Annotated in this window: 17 protein-coding genes; 8 read left to right on the top strand and 9 right to left on the bottom strand. The window is 70.1% G+C overall.

Going from position 1 to position 16091, the window contains the following annotated elements; translation table 11 throughout:
* Positions 1–52: 52 nt before the first annotated feature.
* The 3 genes from AC0693_RS23250 to AC0693_RS23260 all read right to left on the bottom strand — a co-directional run bounded on the left by AC0693_RS23250 (position 53) and on the right by AC0693_RS23260 (position 2694).
* Positions 53–1084 (bottom strand): alanine racemase, encoded by a 1032-nt coding sequence (locus tag AC0693_RS23250; protein WP_356403208.1) that lies wholly within the window; start codon positions 1082–1084, stop codon positions 53–55.
* A 59-nt stretch (positions 1085–1143) separates the two neighbouring features.
* Positions 1144–2262, bottom strand: a complete 1119-nt coding sequence (locus AC0693_RS23255) for a lipid II:glycine glycyltransferase FemX (protein ID WP_356403211.1) — start codon at positions 2260–2262, stop codon at positions 1144–1146.
* A 129-nt stretch (positions 2263–2391) separates the two neighbouring features.
* Positions 2392–2694 (bottom strand): hypothetical protein, encoded by a 303-nt coding sequence (locus AC0693_RS23260; protein ID WP_356403214.1) that lies wholly within the window; start codon positions 2692–2694, stop codon positions 2392–2394.
* 257 nt (positions 2695–2951) lie between these two features.
* Between AC0693_RS23260 and rpsF the strand changes: the two genes are divergently transcribed.
* From rpsF to rplI, 4 genes are all read left to right on the top strand, one after another.
* Positions 2952–3242, top strand: coding sequence for a 30S ribosomal protein S6 (gene rpsF / locus AC0693_RS23265; protein ID WP_004950685.1), 291 nt, complete (start codon positions 2952–2954; stop codon positions 3240–3242).
* Between the two features lie 73 nt (positions 3243–3315).
* A complete protein-coding gene (locus AC0693_RS23270) occupies positions 3316–3918 on the top strand; it encodes a single-stranded DNA-binding protein (RefSeq protein WP_356403217.1) in 603 nt (200 codons plus the stop codon).
* A gap of 42 nt (positions 3919–3960) precedes the next feature.
* Positions 3961–4197 (top strand): 30S ribosomal protein S18, encoded by a 237-nt coding sequence (gene rpsR, locus AC0693_RS23275; protein WP_003956534.1) that lies wholly within the window; start codon positions 3961–3963, stop codon positions 4195–4197.
* An 18-nt stretch (positions 4198–4215) separates the two neighbouring features.
* Positions 4216–4662 carry a 50S ribosomal protein L9 gene (gene rplI, locus AC0693_RS23280; protein WP_355408771.1) on the top strand — a complete coding sequence of 149 codons (447 nt, stop codon included), beginning with the start codon at positions 4216–4218 and terminating at the stop codon, positions 4660–4662.
* 188 nt (positions 4663–4850) lie between these two features.
* Here rplI and AC0693_RS23285 read toward each other — a convergent pair whose 3' ends face one another.
* The gene (locus AC0693_RS23285; protein WP_478802755.1) at positions 4851–6188 is read right to left on the bottom strand and encodes an MATE family efflux transporter; all 1338 of its coding nucleotides are present in this window, start codon (positions 6186–6188) and stop codon (positions 4851–4853) included.
* Between the two features lie 453 nt (positions 6189–6641).
* On the opposite strand from AC0693_RS23285, the gene dnaB reads away from it, so the two are divergent.
* Together dnaB and AC0693_RS23295 are read left to right on the top strand one after the other, a co-directional pair.
* Complete coding sequence (dnaB, locus tag AC0693_RS23290) at positions 6642–8105, top strand: replicative DNA helicase (RefSeq protein WP_469316101.1); 1464 nt, start codon at positions 6642–6644, stop codon at positions 8103–8105.
* Between the two features lie 9 nt (positions 8106–8114).
* Positions 8115–9542, top strand: coding sequence for a serine hydrolase domain-containing protein (locus AC0693_RS23295; protein ID WP_478802756.1), 1428 nt, complete (start codon positions 8115–8117; stop codon positions 9540–9542).
* On the opposite strand, the gene AC0693_RS23300 is transcribed toward AC0693_RS23295, so the two are convergent.
* From AC0693_RS23300 to AC0693_RS23310, 3 genes are all read right to left on the bottom strand, one after another.
* Positions 9543–10718, bottom strand: a complete 1176-nt coding sequence (locus AC0693_RS23300; RefSeq protein ID WP_469315964.1) for a winged helix DNA-binding domain-containing protein — start codon at positions 10716–10718, stop codon at positions 9543–9545.
* Between the two features lie 62 nt (positions 10719–10780).
* Entirely contained in the window at positions 10781–11242 is a 462-nt protein-coding gene (locus AC0693_RS23305; RefSeq protein WP_469315963.1) for a GNAT family N-acetyltransferase, read from the bottom strand.
* A 14-nt stretch (positions 11243–11256) separates the two neighbouring features.
* Complete coding sequence (locus AC0693_RS23310; RefSeq protein WP_469315962.1) at positions 11257–12144, bottom strand: GNAT family N-acetyltransferase; 888 nt, start codon at positions 12142–12144, stop codon at positions 11257–11259.
* A gap of 152 nt (positions 12145–12296) precedes the next feature.
* On the opposite strand from AC0693_RS23310, the gene AC0693_RS23315 reads away from it, so the two are divergent.
* A complete protein-coding gene (locus tag AC0693_RS23315; protein WP_478802757.1) occupies positions 12297–12974 on the top strand; it encodes an HAD family hydrolase in 678 nt (225 codons plus the stop codon).
* Positions 12975–12992: 18 nt separating this feature from the next.
* Entirely contained in the window at positions 12993–14303 is a 1311-nt protein-coding gene (locus tag AC0693_RS23320; protein WP_468467212.1) for a globin domain-containing protein, read from the top strand.
* Positions 14304–14327: 24 nt separating this feature from the next.
* Here AC0693_RS23320 and AC0693_RS23325 read toward each other — a convergent pair whose 3' ends face one another.
* Positions 14328–14807 (bottom strand): NUDIX hydrolase, encoded by a 480-nt coding sequence (locus AC0693_RS23325; protein WP_356403238.1) that lies wholly within the window; start codon positions 14805–14807, stop codon positions 14328–14330.
* A 100-nt stretch (positions 14808–14907) separates the two neighbouring features.
* Positions 14908–16089 (bottom strand): cystathionine gamma-lyase, encoded by a 1182-nt coding sequence (locus AC0693_RS23330; RefSeq protein ID WP_478802758.1) that lies wholly within the window; start codon positions 16087–16089, stop codon positions 14908–14910.
* Positions 16090–16091: the final 2 nt, after the last annotated feature.

Consider the following 16091-nt stretch of genomic DNA (forward strand, 5'->3'; position numbering starts at 1 on the left):
GCCGCAGGCCAGGCGGGACTTTTAAACACGCCCTAGGGGGCCCCGCCGCTCCTCAGGCGTCGAGCGCCCGGTCGAACTGGGTCGTGGTGTGCCGCAGGTGGGCGACCAGCTCGTCGCCCACGCGCGGCTCGGTCGCGTCCGACGGCACGAAGAGGATCGACACCTGCATGTGCGGGGGCTCCGCGAACCAGCGCTGCTTGCCCGCCCACACGAACGGGGACAGGTTCCTGTTCACGGTGGCCAGCCCCGCCCGTGCGACCCCCTTGGCGCGGGGCATCACCCCGTGCAGGGCCTTGGGAGCCTCCAGGCCCACCCCGTGCGAGGTGCCGCCCGCCACGACGACGAGCCAGCCGTCCGAGGCGGCCTTCTGCTGGCGGTAGCCGAAGCGGTCGCCCTTGGCGACGCGCGTGACGTCGAGGACGGCGCCCCGGTACTGGGTCGCCTCGTGGTCGCCCAGCCACAGCCGGGTACCGATCCGGGCCCGGAACCGGGTCTGCGGGAACTGCTGGCGCAGCCGCGTCAGCTCCTCGGCCCGCAGGTGGCTGACGAACATCGTGTGCAGCGGCAGCCTGGCCGAGCGCAGCCGGTCCATCCACGAGATGACCTCCTCGACGGCGTCCGAGCCGTCGGGGCGGTCCAGCGGGAGGTGGAGCGCGAAGCCCTCCAGCCGTACGTCCTCGATCGCCGCGTGCAGCTGGCCCAGGTCGTGTTCGGAGATCCCGTGGCGGCGCATCGAGCTCATGCACTCGATGACGACGCGCGCGCCGACCAGCCCGCGCACCCCGTCCACCGAGGACACCGAGCGGATGACCCGGTCGGGCAGCGGCACGGGCTCCTCGCCGCGCCGGAACGGGGTCAGGACCAGCAGGTCGCCGCCGAACAGGTCCTTGATTGCGGCGGCCTCGTACGTCGTCCCCACGGCCAGGATGTCGGCGCCCATGCGGGTCGCCTCCTCGCACAGCCGCTCGTGGCCGAAGCCGTAGCCATTGCCCTTGCAGACCGGGATCAGTCCGGGGAACTGATCCTGGATCTGCTTCTGGTGCGCACGCCAGCGCGCGGTGTCGACGTAGAGCGTGAGCGCCATGCCCGTCCGGAACCTCTCTAGAAAAGAACTGCGCGGTGCAGCGGGGAGTGGGGTGGGGATCAGCGGCGGGACATGTAGATGTCCAGCGCCTTGTGCAGCATCTTGTTGAGCGGGAAGTCCCATTCGCCGACGTACTCGACGGCCTCGCCGCCCGTGCCGACCTTGAACTGGATCAGGCCGAACAGGTGGTCGTTCTCGTCCAGGGTGTCGCTGATGCCGCGCAGGTCGTAGACGCTCGCGCCGAGTGCGTACGCGTCGCGCAGCATGCGCCACTGCATCGCGTTCGACGGGCGGACCTCGCGCTTGTGGTTGGCGGATGCGCCGTAGGAATACCAGACGTGCTGGCCGACGGTGAGCATCGTGGCGGCGGCCAGCGGCTCCCCCTCGTGCGTGGCGATGTACAGCCGCATCCGGTTCGGGTCCTCGGAGTTGAGGGCCGTCCACTGACGCTGGAAGTAGCTGAGGGGACGCGGGCGGAACTTGTCGCGCTCGGCGGTGATCTCGTAGAGGTGCTGCCAGGTGGGCAGGTCCTCGTAGCCGCCCTGGACGACCTCGACGCCGGCCTTCTCGGCCTTCTTGATGTTGCGGCGCCACAGCTGGTTGAAGCCCTTGAGGACGTCGTCCAGGGAGCGTTCGGCGAGCGGCACCTGGAAGACGTAGCGCGGCTGGACGTCACCGAAACCGGCGCCGCCGTCCTCGGCCTGCTGCCAGCCCATGCGGCGCAGCTTGTCGGACACCTCGAAGGCGCGCGGCTCGATGACCGAAGCCTCCACGTCGCGCAGGCGCTTGACGTCGGGGTCCTGGATGCCGGCCTTGATGGCCGTCGAGTTCCAGCGGCGGATGACGACGGGCGGGCCCATCTTCACGGTGAAGGCGCCCTGCTGCTTGAGGTGCGCCAGCATCGGCTGGAGCCATTCCTCGAGATTCGGGGCGTACCAGTTGATGACGGGGCCCTCGGGAAGGTACGCGAGGTAGCGCTTGACCTTGGGCAGCTGCCGGTACAACACCAGTGCGGCACCGACGAGTTCACCGGCGTTGTCGAACCAGCCGAGGTTCTCCGAACGCCACTCGTTCTTCACGTCGGCCCACGCCGGAACCTGGCAGTGGCTCGCCGAGGGCAGGCTCTGGAGGTATGCCAGATGCTGCTCTCGGCTGATGGTCCTCAGGGACAGGCTCATGCGGGGCGTCTCCTAGGCGGCTTCGCTGGCTATGGCGCGAAGCCTACTGCGACAAGGGCGCCACCCATCTGGGGGACGGACCCGGTCCGGGCCGGCGGTCGGCCGACGCCCCGTCGCGGAGGTGCCCGGCTACCCGAAGAGACCGCCGTGTGCCATGGCGAGATAGAACCCGACCGCAGCGGCTCCCAGGCCGACGATCAGTGCGAAGCGCTCGCGTGTCGTGGCCGAGATGAACTGCCCGTAGGCGCCGGTGAGGATGCCGATCAGTCCGGTCCACGAGCTGAGCAGGTGCAGGTTGTGGAAGAACGCCGTGACGAACGCCACGACGCCGAGGATCAGAGTGACCGCCACAAGGGTGTCCTGCAGCGGGTGGGGCTTCCCGTCGGTGGAGAACAGCGAGATGGACGACTGGGGCCGCATTGCCTGTGCCATCGGAAAGGCACCTCCTGGCTGACGCAGAGCGGTGCTGCGGCGTTGCCGTCCGGCGGAGCCGGGGGCATAGCACCGAGCACACCCGATGGGTACAGAGTGTGGCCTCCTGGTGCCGGATTTCAACCGGAAGGAGGTGAGCAGGTACTCTGTACGGTCTGCACCTGTGTCCGTTCACTCGGACGCGGTGCCGATACGCATCACGACCCTCCTGCCACGGAACGACCGTGGCCGCTGAGTCCAAAGGAGGTGGGTTCCACATGCGTCACTACGAAGTGATGGTCATCCTCGACCCCGATCTCGAGGAGCGCGCTGTCTCCCCGCTGATCGAGAACTTCCTTTCTGTCGTCCGTGAGGGCAACGGAAAGGTCGAGAAGGTCGACACCTGGGGCCGTCGTCGTCTCGCTTACGAGATCAAGAAGAAGCCCGAGGGCATCTACTCGGTCATCGACCTTCAGGCCGAGCCTGCGGTCGTCAAGGAGCTCGACCGACAGATGAACCTGAACGAGTCGGTCCTCCGGACCAAGGTCCTCCGTCCCGAGACCCACTGAACCTCCCAGTTCAGCGGTAATCGGGATTTCGAGTAGCACAAGCAGCCAGCAAAACCCGCCGAGAGGTTCATCCATGGCAGGCGAGACCGTCATCACGGTCGTCGGCAATCTCGTCGACGACCCCGAGCTGCGCTTCACCCCCTCGGGTGCGGCGGTCGCGAAGTTCCGTGTCGCGTCCACCCCCCGCACCTTCGACCGCCAGACCAATGAGTGGAAGGACGGCGAAAGCCTGTTCCTGACCTGCTCGGTGTGGCGGCAGGCGGCCGAGAACGTCGCGGAGTCCCTTCAGCGGGGCATGCGTGTCGTCGTTCAGGGCCGGCTGCGCCAGCGGTCCTACGAGGACCGTGAGGGTGTCAAGCGCACGGTCTACGAGCTGGACGTCGAGGAAGTCGGCCCCAGCCTGAAGAACGCCACGGCCAAGGTCACCAAGACCACCGGTCGCGGCGGCCAGGGCGGCTACGGCGGCGGTGCCGGCGGTCAGCAGGGCGGCGGCGGTGGCAACTGGGGCGGAGCCCCCAGTGCGGCCCCTCAGGGCGGCGGAGCACCTTCCGACGACCCGTGGGCTTCCAGCGCACCGGCCGGCGGCCAGCCGCAGCAGGGCGGCGGCGGGGGCGGCTGGGGCGGAAGCTCCGGCGGCTCCAGCGGCGGTGGCTACTCGGACGAGCCGCCCTTCTAAGGGCAGCTCTACCCCACTTCTTGATCACACAGGAGAGACACAATGGCGAAGCCGCCTGTGCGCAAGCCTAAGAAGAAGGTCTGCGCGTTCTGCAAGGACAAGACCGTGTACGTGGACTACAAGGACACGAACATGCTGCGGAAGTTCATTTCCGACCGCGGCAAGATCCGTGCCCGCCGCGTCACCGGCAACTGCACGCAGCACCAGCGTGACGTCGCCACGGCAGTCAAGAACAGCCGTGAGATGGCGCTGCTGCCCTACACGTCCACCGCGCGATAAGGAAAGGGTGACCGAATAATGAAGATCATCCTGACCCACGAGGTCTCTGGCCTCGGAACGGCCGGCGACGTCGTAGACGTCAAGGACGGCTACGCTCGCAACTACCTGGTCCCGCGCGGTTTCGCGATCCGCTGGACCAAGGGTGGCGAGAAGGACGTGGCGCAGATCCGCCGCGCCCGCAAGATCCACGAGATCGCGACCATCGAGCAGGCCAACGAGTTCAAGGCCAAGCTCGAGGGCGTGAAGGTGCGTCTGGCCACCCGTTCGGGTGACACCGGCCGCCTCTTCGGCTCCGTGACCCCGGCCGACATCGCCACGGCGATCGAGGCTTCCGGTGGCCCCAAGGTCGACAAGCGCCGCGTTGAGCTGGCGTCCCCGATCAAGACCCTCGGTTCGTACCAGGTCTCCGTGCGTCTGCACGCCGAGGTCGTCGCGAACCTTGGTGTCGAGGTCGTCGCCGCCTAAGTGCCGCGCACGAAGGGCCGCACCCCTCGGGGTGCGGCCCTTCGTCGTTTCCAGGCGGCACGGGCGCCCTGCGGCGGCGTACGTTTCACGTGAAACACGCTGTTTCACGTGAAACGGAGTGTTTCACGTGAAACATCGGCGGTGCGGGGAGGCCCGAGTCGGCCGGGAAGGCCCGGCATGGGGAGCCGTCAGCGCGCGGCGCCCGTGACCAGCCAGCGGCCGGAGCGGGCCCGCAGCTGGAGGGTGACCATCCGGACCAGCATCATCAGCGTCATCGCCCACCAGAGGGTGGTGAGGCCCCCGCCGACGCGCGGGACGAGCAGGGCGGCCGGGGTGAAGACGGCCAGCGTGACGACCATGGCTCCGGCCAGGTAGCGGCCGTCGCCGGCGCCCATCAGGACTCCGTCGAGGACGAAGACGATGCCCGAGACCGGCTGTGAGAGGGCGACGACCAGCAGGGCGGGCAGCAGGGCGTCCTTGACCGTGGCGTCACCGGTGAAGAGCGGTACGAAGAGCGGTCGCGCCGCGATGACCAGGATGCCGAGGACCACTCCCGAGGCGATGCCCCACTGCACCATGCGGCGGCACACGGCCTTGGCCCCCTCGGTGTCCCCCGCGCCCAGGTAACGGCCGATGATGGCCTGCCCGGCGATGGCGATCGCGTCCAGCGCGAAGGCGAGCAGGCTCCACAGGGACAGCAGGATCTGGTGGGCCGCGATCTCGGCGTCGCCCAGTCGGGCCGCCACGGCGGTCGCGATCATCAGGACGGCCCGGAGCGACAGGGTCCGCACCAGGAGGGGCACACCGGCTTGTGCGCAGGCCCGGATGCCGGCGGCATCCGGCCGCAGGGAGGCGTGGTGGCGCCGGGCCCCCCGGACCACGACGATCAGGTACGCGGCGGCCATGGCGCACTGGGCGATGACCGTGCCCCAGGCGGATCCCGCGATGCCGAGCCCGGCTCCGTAGACCAGGGCGACGTTCAGGCCTCCGTTGAGGGCGAAGCCACCGACGGCCACGTACAACGGGGTGCGCGTGTCCTGGAGTCCGCGGATCACGCCGGTGGCGGCCAGGACCATGAGCATGGCCGGGATGCCGAGGGCCGAGATGCGCAGATAGGTGACGGCGTAGGGGGCCACGGTGTCCGAGGCGCCGAAGAGGGAGATCAGCCAGGGAGCGGTGGGCAGGACGACCGCAACCACCACGGCGCCGAGCAGCAGGGCGAGCCAGATGCCGTCCATGCCCTGCCGGATGGCGGCCTGGAGGTCGCCCGCGCCGACCCGGCGCGCGACCGCCGCGGTGGTGGCGTAGGCCAGGAAGACGAAGACGCTCACGGCGGTCGTCAGGAGTGCGGCGGCGACCCCGAGACCGGCGAGCTGAGGGGTGCCGAGGTGCCCCACGATGGCACTGTCGGCCATGACGAAGAGGGGTTCGGCGACGAGGGCGCCGAAGGCGGGGAGCGCGAGTGCGAAGATCTCGCGGTCGTGCCGTCTCGGGGCAGCCTTCGGAGTCTCGGGGGCCTGTGTCATGGGCTCAATCTAATCTTCCACAGGTAATGGATGCAAGCCCCTACTGAGCCTTACTGACGCGCTGACTTGGGTGTTCTTCCCACCCCTTTGGAGGCGATCTCGGAACGGAGGCGAAGAATTTTCTTCCCCACAGGCCGTGAAAGATGAAAGGGCAGGTCAGATGGGGTCACGGGGTGGGTCGGGTGATTTTGTCCACAGCTCCGTCCCCCGGTCCGTACACAGCTTCCGGGGAGTTACCCACAGCATTGGGCCCGTCATCCACATCTCATCCACACAGCCTGTGGATAACAAGATTGGCTGACGTCGCCGGCGGCTCTACCGTGGTGCGTTGCCCGACGCGCCGAGAGCCGGTCCGGGCGCCCCAAATGTCAGAGCCGTGTCGTAGAAAGAGTCGGCACGGCAAGGTCCGCTTTGCGGACGGGAGGAGGCGGCCCGGTGAGCAGTCCCGAGCCCATGGACGACCCTTGGGCCGACAGCGGTCCAGGTGACCGTCTGCCCGCCCGTCCGCGCCGTGGTGGCGAAGGCCGCGGCCGCGGGGACGATCAGCCCGAGCGGGGCCGCGAGGGCGGTTCCTGGGACGGCGGCGGCAGTGGCTTCGAGCGGGTCCCGCCCCAGGACCTCGACGCCGAGCAGTCGGTCCTCGGCGGCATGCTGCTCTCGAAGGACGCGATCGCCGATGTGGTCGAGGTGCTCAAGGGGCACGACTTCTACCGCCCCTCCCACGAGACGATCTACCAGGCGATCCTCGACCTGTACGCGAAGGGAGAGCCCGCCGACCCCATCACGGTCGGCGCGGAGCTGACCCGGCGCGGCGAGATCAGCAAGGTCGGCGGTGCCTCGTACCTCCACACGCTGGTCCAGTCCGTGCCGACGGCGGCCAACGCGGAGTACTACGCGGAGATCGTCCATGAGCGGGCCGTCCTGCGACGGCTCGTCGCGGCGGGCACGAAGATCACGCAGATGGGATACGCGGCCGACGGGGACGTCGACGAGATCGTCAACAGTGCTCAGGCCGAGATCTACGCCGTCACCGAGCAGCGGACCTCCGAGGACTACCTGCCGCTCGGCGACATCATGGAGGGCGCCCTCGACGAGATCGAGGCCATCGGCTCGCGCAGCGGGCAGATGTCCGGTGTGCCCACCGGCTTCACCGACCTGGACTCGCTGACGAACGGGCTGCACCCCGGCCAGATGATCGTCATCGCGGCCCGCCCGGCCATGGGCAAGTCGACCCTGGCCCTGGACTTCGCCCGTGCCTGCTCCATCAAGAGCAACCTGCCCAGCGTGATCTTCTCCCTCGAAATGGGACGCAACGAGATCGCCATGCGCCTCCTCTCGGCGGAAGCCCGGGTCGCGCTCCACCACATGCGCTCGGGCACCATGACCGACGACGACTGGACCCGGCTGGCCCGCCGGATGCCGGACGTCTCCGCCGCCCCGCTGTACATCGACGACTCCCCCAACCTGTCGATGATGGAGATCCGTGCGAAGTGCCGCCGGCTCAAGCAGCGAAACGATCTGTCACTCGTCGTCATCGACTACCTGCAGCTCATGCAGTCCGGCGGCTCCCGGCGTCCCGAGAGCCGCCAGCAGGAGGTCTCGGACATGTCCCGAAACCTCAAGCTGCTGGCCAAGGAGCTGGAGGTGCCGGTGATCGCGCTGTCCCAGCTGAACCGTGGTCCCGAACAGCGCACCGACAAGAAGCCGATGGTCTCCGACCTGCGAGAGTCCGGCTCCATCGAGCAGGACGCCGACATGGTGATCCTGCTGCACCGCGAGGACGCCTACGAGAAGGAGTCCCCCCGGGCCGGAGAGGCGGACCTGATCGTGGCCAAGCACCGCAACGGTCCGACGGCGACGATCACGGTCGCTTTCCAGGGCCACTATTCGCGGTTCGTGGACATGGCCAACACCTAGAGTCGGATCATGACTTCCGCAGGTACAGCAGACACAGCAGGTCCGTTCGGCGCGGCAGGTACGTCCGACGAGCGGGACCTGCTCCCTTCGACCCGGCGGGCACTGCTGCACCGCATCGCCGTCGCCCAGAGCGAGGGACGGGTGCCGTCGCTCGTGGCCGCGGTGGTCCGCGGCGACGAGATCGTGTGGGAGGGCTCCCGCAGTTGTGTGGACGGGCACGGGCCCGACGGTGACGTGCAGTACCGGGTGGGTTCGATCAGCAAGACCTTCACCGCCGTGCTCGTGCTGCGGCTGCGCGACGAAGGCCTGCTGAACCTCGAGGACCCGTTGGAGAAGCACCTCCCGGGCACGGGGGCGGGCGAGGTGACCATCGCTCAGCTGCTCGCCCACACGGGTGGGCTGGCGGCGGAAACTCCGGCTCCGTGGTGGGAGCGCACCCCGGGCGCGCTGCGGCCCGAGCTGGCGGACGTCCTGGGGGAGGAGCCGTTCCGGCACGTGCCCGGCCGGCGCCACCATTACTCCAACCCGGGGTACACCCTGCTCGGTTCGCTGGTGGAGGCGGTGCGCGGGAAGCCGTGGGCCGAGGTGCTCCACGACGAGGTGCTGCGGCCGCTGGGGCTGGAGCGGACCAGTGTGCATCCGCAGGCCCCGCACGCGGGCGGCTGGGCCGTGCACCCCTGGGCGGACGTGATGCTGCCGGAGCCCCTGGAAGACCTGGGGCTCATGGCGCCCGCCGGGCAGCTCTGGTCCACGGCCCGGGATCTGGCTCGGTTCGCCGTCTTCCTCATGCGGGGCGACGAGCGGGTGCTGGTCGCGGAGACGGTGCGCGAGATGCGGACGGCGGCCTCGCCGCCCGAGCCGGGCGTCGCGGAGGGCGGGTACGGCCTGGGCATGCAACTGATGGCTTCCGGCGGGCGCTCCCTGGCGGGGCACAGCGGCTCGCTCCCGGGCTTCGTCGCCTGCCTGTGGACGAGCGAGACGGACGACCTCGCCGTGGTCGCCCTGGCGAACGGCACCTCCGGCTTGCCGGTCTCCCTGCTCGCCGCCGAACTGCTGGGCATCGTGGCAGACGCGGAGCCGCGGATCCCGGAGCCCTGGAAGCCCTTCCGGGAGGCCGATGAGGTGGCTCTGGAGCTGACCGGCCCCTGGTACTGGGGCACGGCCCCGCACGTGCTCCGGCTGAACGCGGACGGAAGTCTGGCGCTCGGTCCCGTGGCGGCGACCGGACGGGCGGCCCGCTTCCGGGCCGCCGGTGACGGGAACTGGATCGGAGTGAGCGGCTACCACGCCGGCGAGACCCTGCGCGCGGTGCGCCGGGCGGACGGAACGGTGAGCCACCTGGACATCGGGTCGTTCGTCTTCACGCGGGTGCCCTACGATCCGGCCGCGCCGGTCCCCGGGGGCGTCGACCCCCAGGGGTGGCGGGGCGTCGGCTGATCAGCCGACGAGTTCGCGTTCCAGTGGGGTGCGAAAGCGCGGGGTGACGCGTGCGTCGCCCACCCACCGGGCCAGCCTCTGCGCCTCGGCGGTGACCGCCCGCTCGGCCGCACGGCCCCGGTCCTCCAGCAGCTTCCAGACCACCTCTCCGTCCGCCCGTTGGGCCCAACCCCCCACGATCTCGCCGTTCCACCACACCGTGGGACCGATGTTCCCGGCGTAGTCGAAGAGGGCGGTGCGGTGGGCCGGATCGAGCTGGAAGCGGCGGTCGGCCCACCCCATGCCACTGGGGTCGAGCGCGGGCAGCAGGGCTGCCCAGGGCTCGGGCGCCGCCTCGGGCCCGGAGTCTGCGGCGGCGACGAGAGCGGTCCCGCCGTCGTCGAGACGTACCTCTTCGGTCCCGGCGGCGGCGAGGGCCTTGCGCACGTCCGAGAGGTTCCACCCGGTCCACCACTTGAGGTCGGCCTCGGTGGCCGGTCCGTAGGCGTACAGCCAGCGCCGGGCCAGTTCCGCGCGTGCCTCGGCCGCGGGGACGGGCGCCCAGGGCTCGGTGTGGACCCAGCGGTACTGGCTGGACGTCCAGGAACCACGGGGCCGGTCCCGGCGGATGCGCCCGTCGGCGGCCAGCAGCCGGATCACCCGGGTGGTCACGCCGGTCTCCGCCTCGTACTTCTTTCCGCGTCCGACGGTGATCTTCTGGCGCAGGGCGGGCACCGCGGCGGAGAGTTGGCTTCCTGTCGAGGGGCCGTGGGCGTCCAGGGCGGCGAGGGCCGCGGCCTCCACACCGGCGAGCCACTCGGCGTCCAGTCCCTGGCCGTCCTCCGCGAGGTGCTTGAGCAGGCTGCGCCGCTCCTTGAGGGCGATCGCCCGCGCCGTGGAGGAGTCGACGTAGGGGGCGCACTCCCGCGAGACGGCGAAGAGCGTGTTGCGCATGCTGAGCAGGCGGACGAGGCTCACGTCCTCGTAGAGGGCCTGCTCGATGGTGTCGGGCCCGCAGTTGACCAGGCGCGCGCGGGCGGAGAGGAAGACGGTCGCCGCGTCGGTGGCGTGCAGGGCGACCACGGCGTCCGCCGCTTCCGCCACCGTGGTGGCGCGGGTGGAGGGCGCGAGACGGTGCCGACGGCCGAGCCGGTGACGGCGGTCGGCGGTGGTGACGAGGGGGAGGCTGCGGCTCATCCTCGGGATGGTAGGCCGGGCCACCGACAGGGGCCCGGCCATCGGCCGTGTGCCGACCTCGGTCAGAGCTGGTACTTGAAGCCCACGTGCGAGGCGACGAAGCCGAGCCGCTCGTAGAACCGGTGCGCATCGGTACGGGTGACGTCGGAGGTGAGCTGCACGAGCTGGCAGTTCTCCGCCCGGGACTTCTCGATCGCCCATTCGATGAAGCGGGTGCCCAGTCCGCTGCCGCGTTCATCGGCGTGCACACGGACGCCTTCGATGATGGAACGGGTCGAACCCTTGCGGGACAGGCCCGGGATGACGGTCAGCTGGAGGGTGCCGACCACCCGCTCTGCGCGAACGGCGACCACCAGGTGCTGGTTCGGGTCGTCGGTGAGCCGTTTGAGGGCCGCGATGTACGGGCTGAGGTCGTCCGGGGATTCCCGGGTGGCTCCGAGCGGGTCGTCGGCGAGCATCGCGACGATGTCGGGGAGGTCGGCCTCGGTGGCGGGCCGGATGTCCAGTGCGGTCGGGTCGGTCATGGAGCAGTCCTCTCTCAGCCCGCGGCCACGGTGAGCGGGGCCCAGCGACGGGTCCAGTCTCCGGGCAGATCCGGGAGTCCCCGGGTCATGACGGTGTTGTAGGTGATGGAGTCGAGTCCGCGGTCCTTGAGCCAGTCGCGCAGTTCCTCGTGGCGTACGTCGATGTCCGTGCGCAGGGGGCGATCGGTGGTCGCCGCGAGGGCCGTGACGAGCGCCTGGGCACCGGAGGTGTCGCGCGCGATCAGAGGGCCGATGACGTGCGTCTCCATGTTCGGCCAGATGGCGGCGTACCCGACGAGTTCGCCGGTGTGGTCCTCGGCGACGGCGAGCCGGTCCGCGAAGGCGGGCAGCCGGACGATGATGTGGGTCCGGTCGGCGCCGAAGATCTCCGCGTCCAGCCGCAGGATGCGCGGGAGGTCTTCCGCGGTGGCCGGACGGACCTGGTGGGCATCCGCGCCGGACGCTGCCGGGCCGGGCCGGAAGCTGCCCGCCAGCATCTCGCCCCGGCCGGTGGCGTCGAAGCCGAGCTCCTCGTAGAGGGGACGGCCGTACGGAGTGGCGTTCAGGGTGAGCGGGATGCCCTTGAGGACGTCGTCGCAGACGTACGTCATCAGGCGGCGGCCCAGGCCCTGACGGGAGTACCGCTCGGCGATGAGGACCATGCCGATGGCGGCCAGCTCCGCCGTGTCGTGTGTCTGTCCGTACCGGGTGACGACGCACGCGGCCGCGAGTCCCTGGCCGTCGGGGGCGTCGACCCCGTACCCGTCTCCCGCTGCGAGGAGCAGACCCCACTTGTGGTCCTCGCGGGGCCAGCCGCGGTCTTGGGAGAGGTCGGCGCAGTACCGGAGATCGTCCAGGGTCAGTGCGCGGATCGGTAGATCGATGAGCTGTGGTGGTGTCACCGACCCAGCGTGGATCACCGGACGGGGAGCGTCCAGAGGTTTTGGAGGCGGATGTTTCACGTGAAACCGGCCGTTGTTTCACGTGAAACGCGCTGTTTCACGTGAAACCAGCAGCTGTTTCACGTGAAACCGACAGGCTAGCCTCGGCTCTCATGACACGTCTCCACCTCTTCGACCTCGACGGCACGCTGATGTTCGGCTCGGCGGCGCCCGTCGAGATCTCCCGTCAGCTCGGGCTCGGTGCCGAGATCGCCGAGCTGGAGCGCGCGTTCAGCGCGCGGGAGATCGGACCGCCGGAATTCGCGGTGGGCGTGCACGCCCTCTGGGCGGGACTGACCCCTGCTCACGTGCGGGCCGCGTTCGACGGAGCGCCCTGGATCGAGGGCATCCGCGAGGTCTGGCAGGAGATCCGGGAGCGCGGGGAGTACTGCGCGGTCGTGTCCTTGTCACCGTCGTTCTTCGTGGAACTCCTGCTGGAGTGGGGCGCGCACGCCGCGCACGGTTCCGTCTTCCCCGAGGTCCCGTTCACCCGGGCCGTGGACGTGACGGGGATCCTGACCCCGGAGGGCAAGCTGGAGGTGGCGGACCGCCTCTGCGCGCAGTTCGGGGTGAGCCGGAGCGACTGTGTCGTCTACGGGGACTCCATGACCGACGCGGTGCTGTTCGGGGTGTTGCCGGTTTCGGTGGCGGTCAATGCGCGGCCCCACGTGGCCGCCCTCGCGACCCATGTCTACGAGGGCCGGGACCTTCGTGCGGCGTACCGGCTCGTCGGCGCGGCGCCGCTCGTCCCCGAAGTGGTGGCATCCTTGCCCGAAGTCGGGGCATCTTAAGGCGGGCGCCGGTTCGAACTGCGGAATTTCCGCATTTCTCCGCAAGCCGTTCTTTCGGCTGGCATGCTGCGAAGCCCGGAACCACGGATTCAAGGCCGTGGCGCGTGCACACCGTCCGAGATGTTCGAAGCGAGGCACCGCATGGACGCTCCGCCCACCAGATCGGCCAGATGGGGGACCGACGCAATACCCTCCGGGGGCGGCGTGACCGAGCCCTCCTCCGATGCCGTGCTCATCCGTCAGACCCTCACCGAGATCGGTCCCATAGCCGACAAGGTGACGTCGTACTTCTACGCCCTGGTCTTCACGGGTCATCCGGAGTTGCGGTCGATGTTCCCCGTGGCCATGGACCTGCAGCGGGACAGGCTGTTGAAGGCCCTGCTCACGGCGGCCGAGCACATCGACGATCCGCAGGTGCTCACCCCTTTTCTGAGCCGGCTGGGCGCCGGTCACCGCAAGTACGGCACCATGGCCGGGCACTATCCGATCATCGGCGAGGCGCTGATCGGCGCGCTGGCCCGGTACGCCGAGCGGAGCTGGGGCCCGGAGGCGGAAGCCGCCTGGGTGCGGGCGTACACCGCGATCTCCCAGATCATGATCGATGCCGCGGCGGACGACGAACGGAAGGCCCCCGCGTTCTGGCAGGCCGAAGTGGTCTCGCACGACCTGCGCACCCCGGACATCGCCGTACTGACGGTCCGTCCGGATCAGCCCTACACCTTCCTGGCGGGCCAGTACACGAGTCTGGAGACTCCCTGGTGGCCCCGGGTGTGGCGGCACTACTCCTTCGCGTCGGCGCCGCGCGCCGACGGGCTGCTGTCCTTCCACGTCAAGGCCGTCCCCGCGGGGTGGGTGTCCAACGCGCTGGTGCGCCACGCCCGTCCCGGCGATGTCCTGCGACTGGGGCCGCCGGCGGGCTCGATGGTGGTCGACCACTCCACCGACAACGGCATGCTGTGCCTGGGCGGTGGTACGGGAATCGCCCCGATCAAGGCGCTGATCGAGGACGTGGCGGGGCACGGCGAGCGGCGCCCGATGGAAGTGTTCTTCGGGGCGCGCAGCGACGACGACCTCTACGACAAGGACACGCTGCTGGGTCTGCAGCGCTCGCACCCGTGGCTGTCGGTGCGGCCCGTGGTGTGCGACGGGCTGGCCGGGCAGCTGCCGCAGGCAGCCGGTGAGCACGGGCCCTGGAACTCGTACGACGCCTTCATCTCGGGTCCGCCGGGGATGATCCGCAGTGGTGTGGACGCCCTGAAGCGGATCGGGATCCCGGGGGACCGGATCCGGTACGACTCGGTCGAGGAGCCGGTGGGGGTCTCCGGCTGAGCCGTGGGCCCCCACCGGAGCGGCTCAGCCCAGGTCGGCGGCGTGCATGGCGCGGACGCCCTCGATGTTGCCGTCGAGGTAGTGCCGCAGGGACAGCGGGACGAGGTGGACGGCGGCGATGCCGACACGGCTGAACGGCACCCTGACGATCTCGTACTCGCCTTCGGGCTGATCGATCTCGGGTCCGTGACGCTGGCTGGGGTCCATCGATTCGAGGTGGCAGACGAAGAAGTGCTGCACCTTGACGCCGGTCACTCCTGCTTCGGCGATGTGTTCGACGGTGTCGACGAAACAGGGCACCACATCGGTGATCTTGGCTCCGAGTTCCTCGTGGACTTCGCGGTGCAGGGCGTCGACGACGGTGGCGTCCGTGGACTCCACTCCGCCGCCGGGGGTGAGCCAGTACGGATCGACGCCGGGCTTGGTGCGTTTGATCAGGATCAGATCGTCACCGTCGAGCAGGATCGCGCGGGCGGTGCGTTTGACCACAGGACGTTCGGTCATGGGTGAAGCGTGGCCCAGGACTCCGCTTTTGAAACGCCGCGGCGCCGAGCAGGTGGTCCGGGCCGCCGGGGGCGGCCCGGACCACCTGCACCCGGGTGGTTCAGGCGTCGCGGTTCCCCGGGGTCCCGGTCCCGCCCGACCTGCCGGAAGCCGCGGTGTCCAGGGCCCGCAGCACGTCGGCGACGAGGTCATCGGTGTCCTCGGCCCCTGCGGAGAAGCGGATGAAGCCGTCGGGAACGGCGTCGCCGCCCCAGCGGCCGCGCCGCTCGGCCGTGGAGCGGACACCGCCGAAACTCGTGGCGTCCTCCACCAGGTGCAGGGCGCTCATGAAGCGTTCGGCGCGGCTCCGGTCGGCCAGGGTGAAGGAGACCACCGAGCCGTAACCCGACATCTGCCGGCCGGCCGTCGCGTGGGAGGCGTCGGCGGGCAGTCCCGGGTAGCGCAGGCCCGTGACATCGCCGCGGCCGGCCAGCGCCTCGGCGACGGCCAGTGCGTTGTCCCACTGGCGCAGGGTGCGCAGCTGGAGGGTGGCCAGGGAGCGGTGGGCCAGCCAGGCCTCCATGGGCCCCGGAATCGCGCCGACGACCTTGCGCCACTGGCGGACCCGGGCGGCGAGTTCGGGGTCGCGGCAGCTGACGTATCCGAGGAGGACGTCACCGTGGCCGGTCAGCCCCTTGGTGCCGCTGGCGACGGAGAAGTCCGCGCCGAGGGCCAGCGGCCGCTGGCCGAGCGGGGTGGCCAGGGTGTTGTCCACGGCGACCAGCGTGCCGCCGGCGTGGGCCGCCTCCGCCAGCCGCCGTACGTCACAGACGTCGAGCCCCGGGTTGGACGGGCTCTCGATCCAGAGCAGCCGGGCCCCGTCGAGCACCGCGAGCTGGGCCTCCCCGGCGGTCGGGGCGGTGCGCACGTGGACTCCGTACGCCTCCAGCTGGGCGCGGACGAGCGGCAGGGCCTGGTACCCGTCGTCCGGCAGGACGACGGTGTCCCCGGCGCGGGTCTGGGAGAGCAGGACGGCGGAGACCGCCGCCATGCCGGAGGCGAAGACGACCGTGTCCACCTCCTCGCCCGGCGCTTCCAGTTCCCCGATGGCGCGTTCGAGGAGGGTCCAGGTCGGGTTGGTGTCGCGGCCGTAGGTGTAGGGCCCTTCGACATCGCCGGGCAGGTGGAAGTGGGCCGCGAAGACCGGGCCCGGCAGCGTCGGTTCGTTCTTCACGGGATCGGGCAGTCCGGCGCGTACGGCCCGGGTGCCGTCACCGAGGCCGGCTCGGTCGTGGGGGTTCACGG

The organism is Streptomyces sp. NPDC043876, assembly GCF_056435825.1.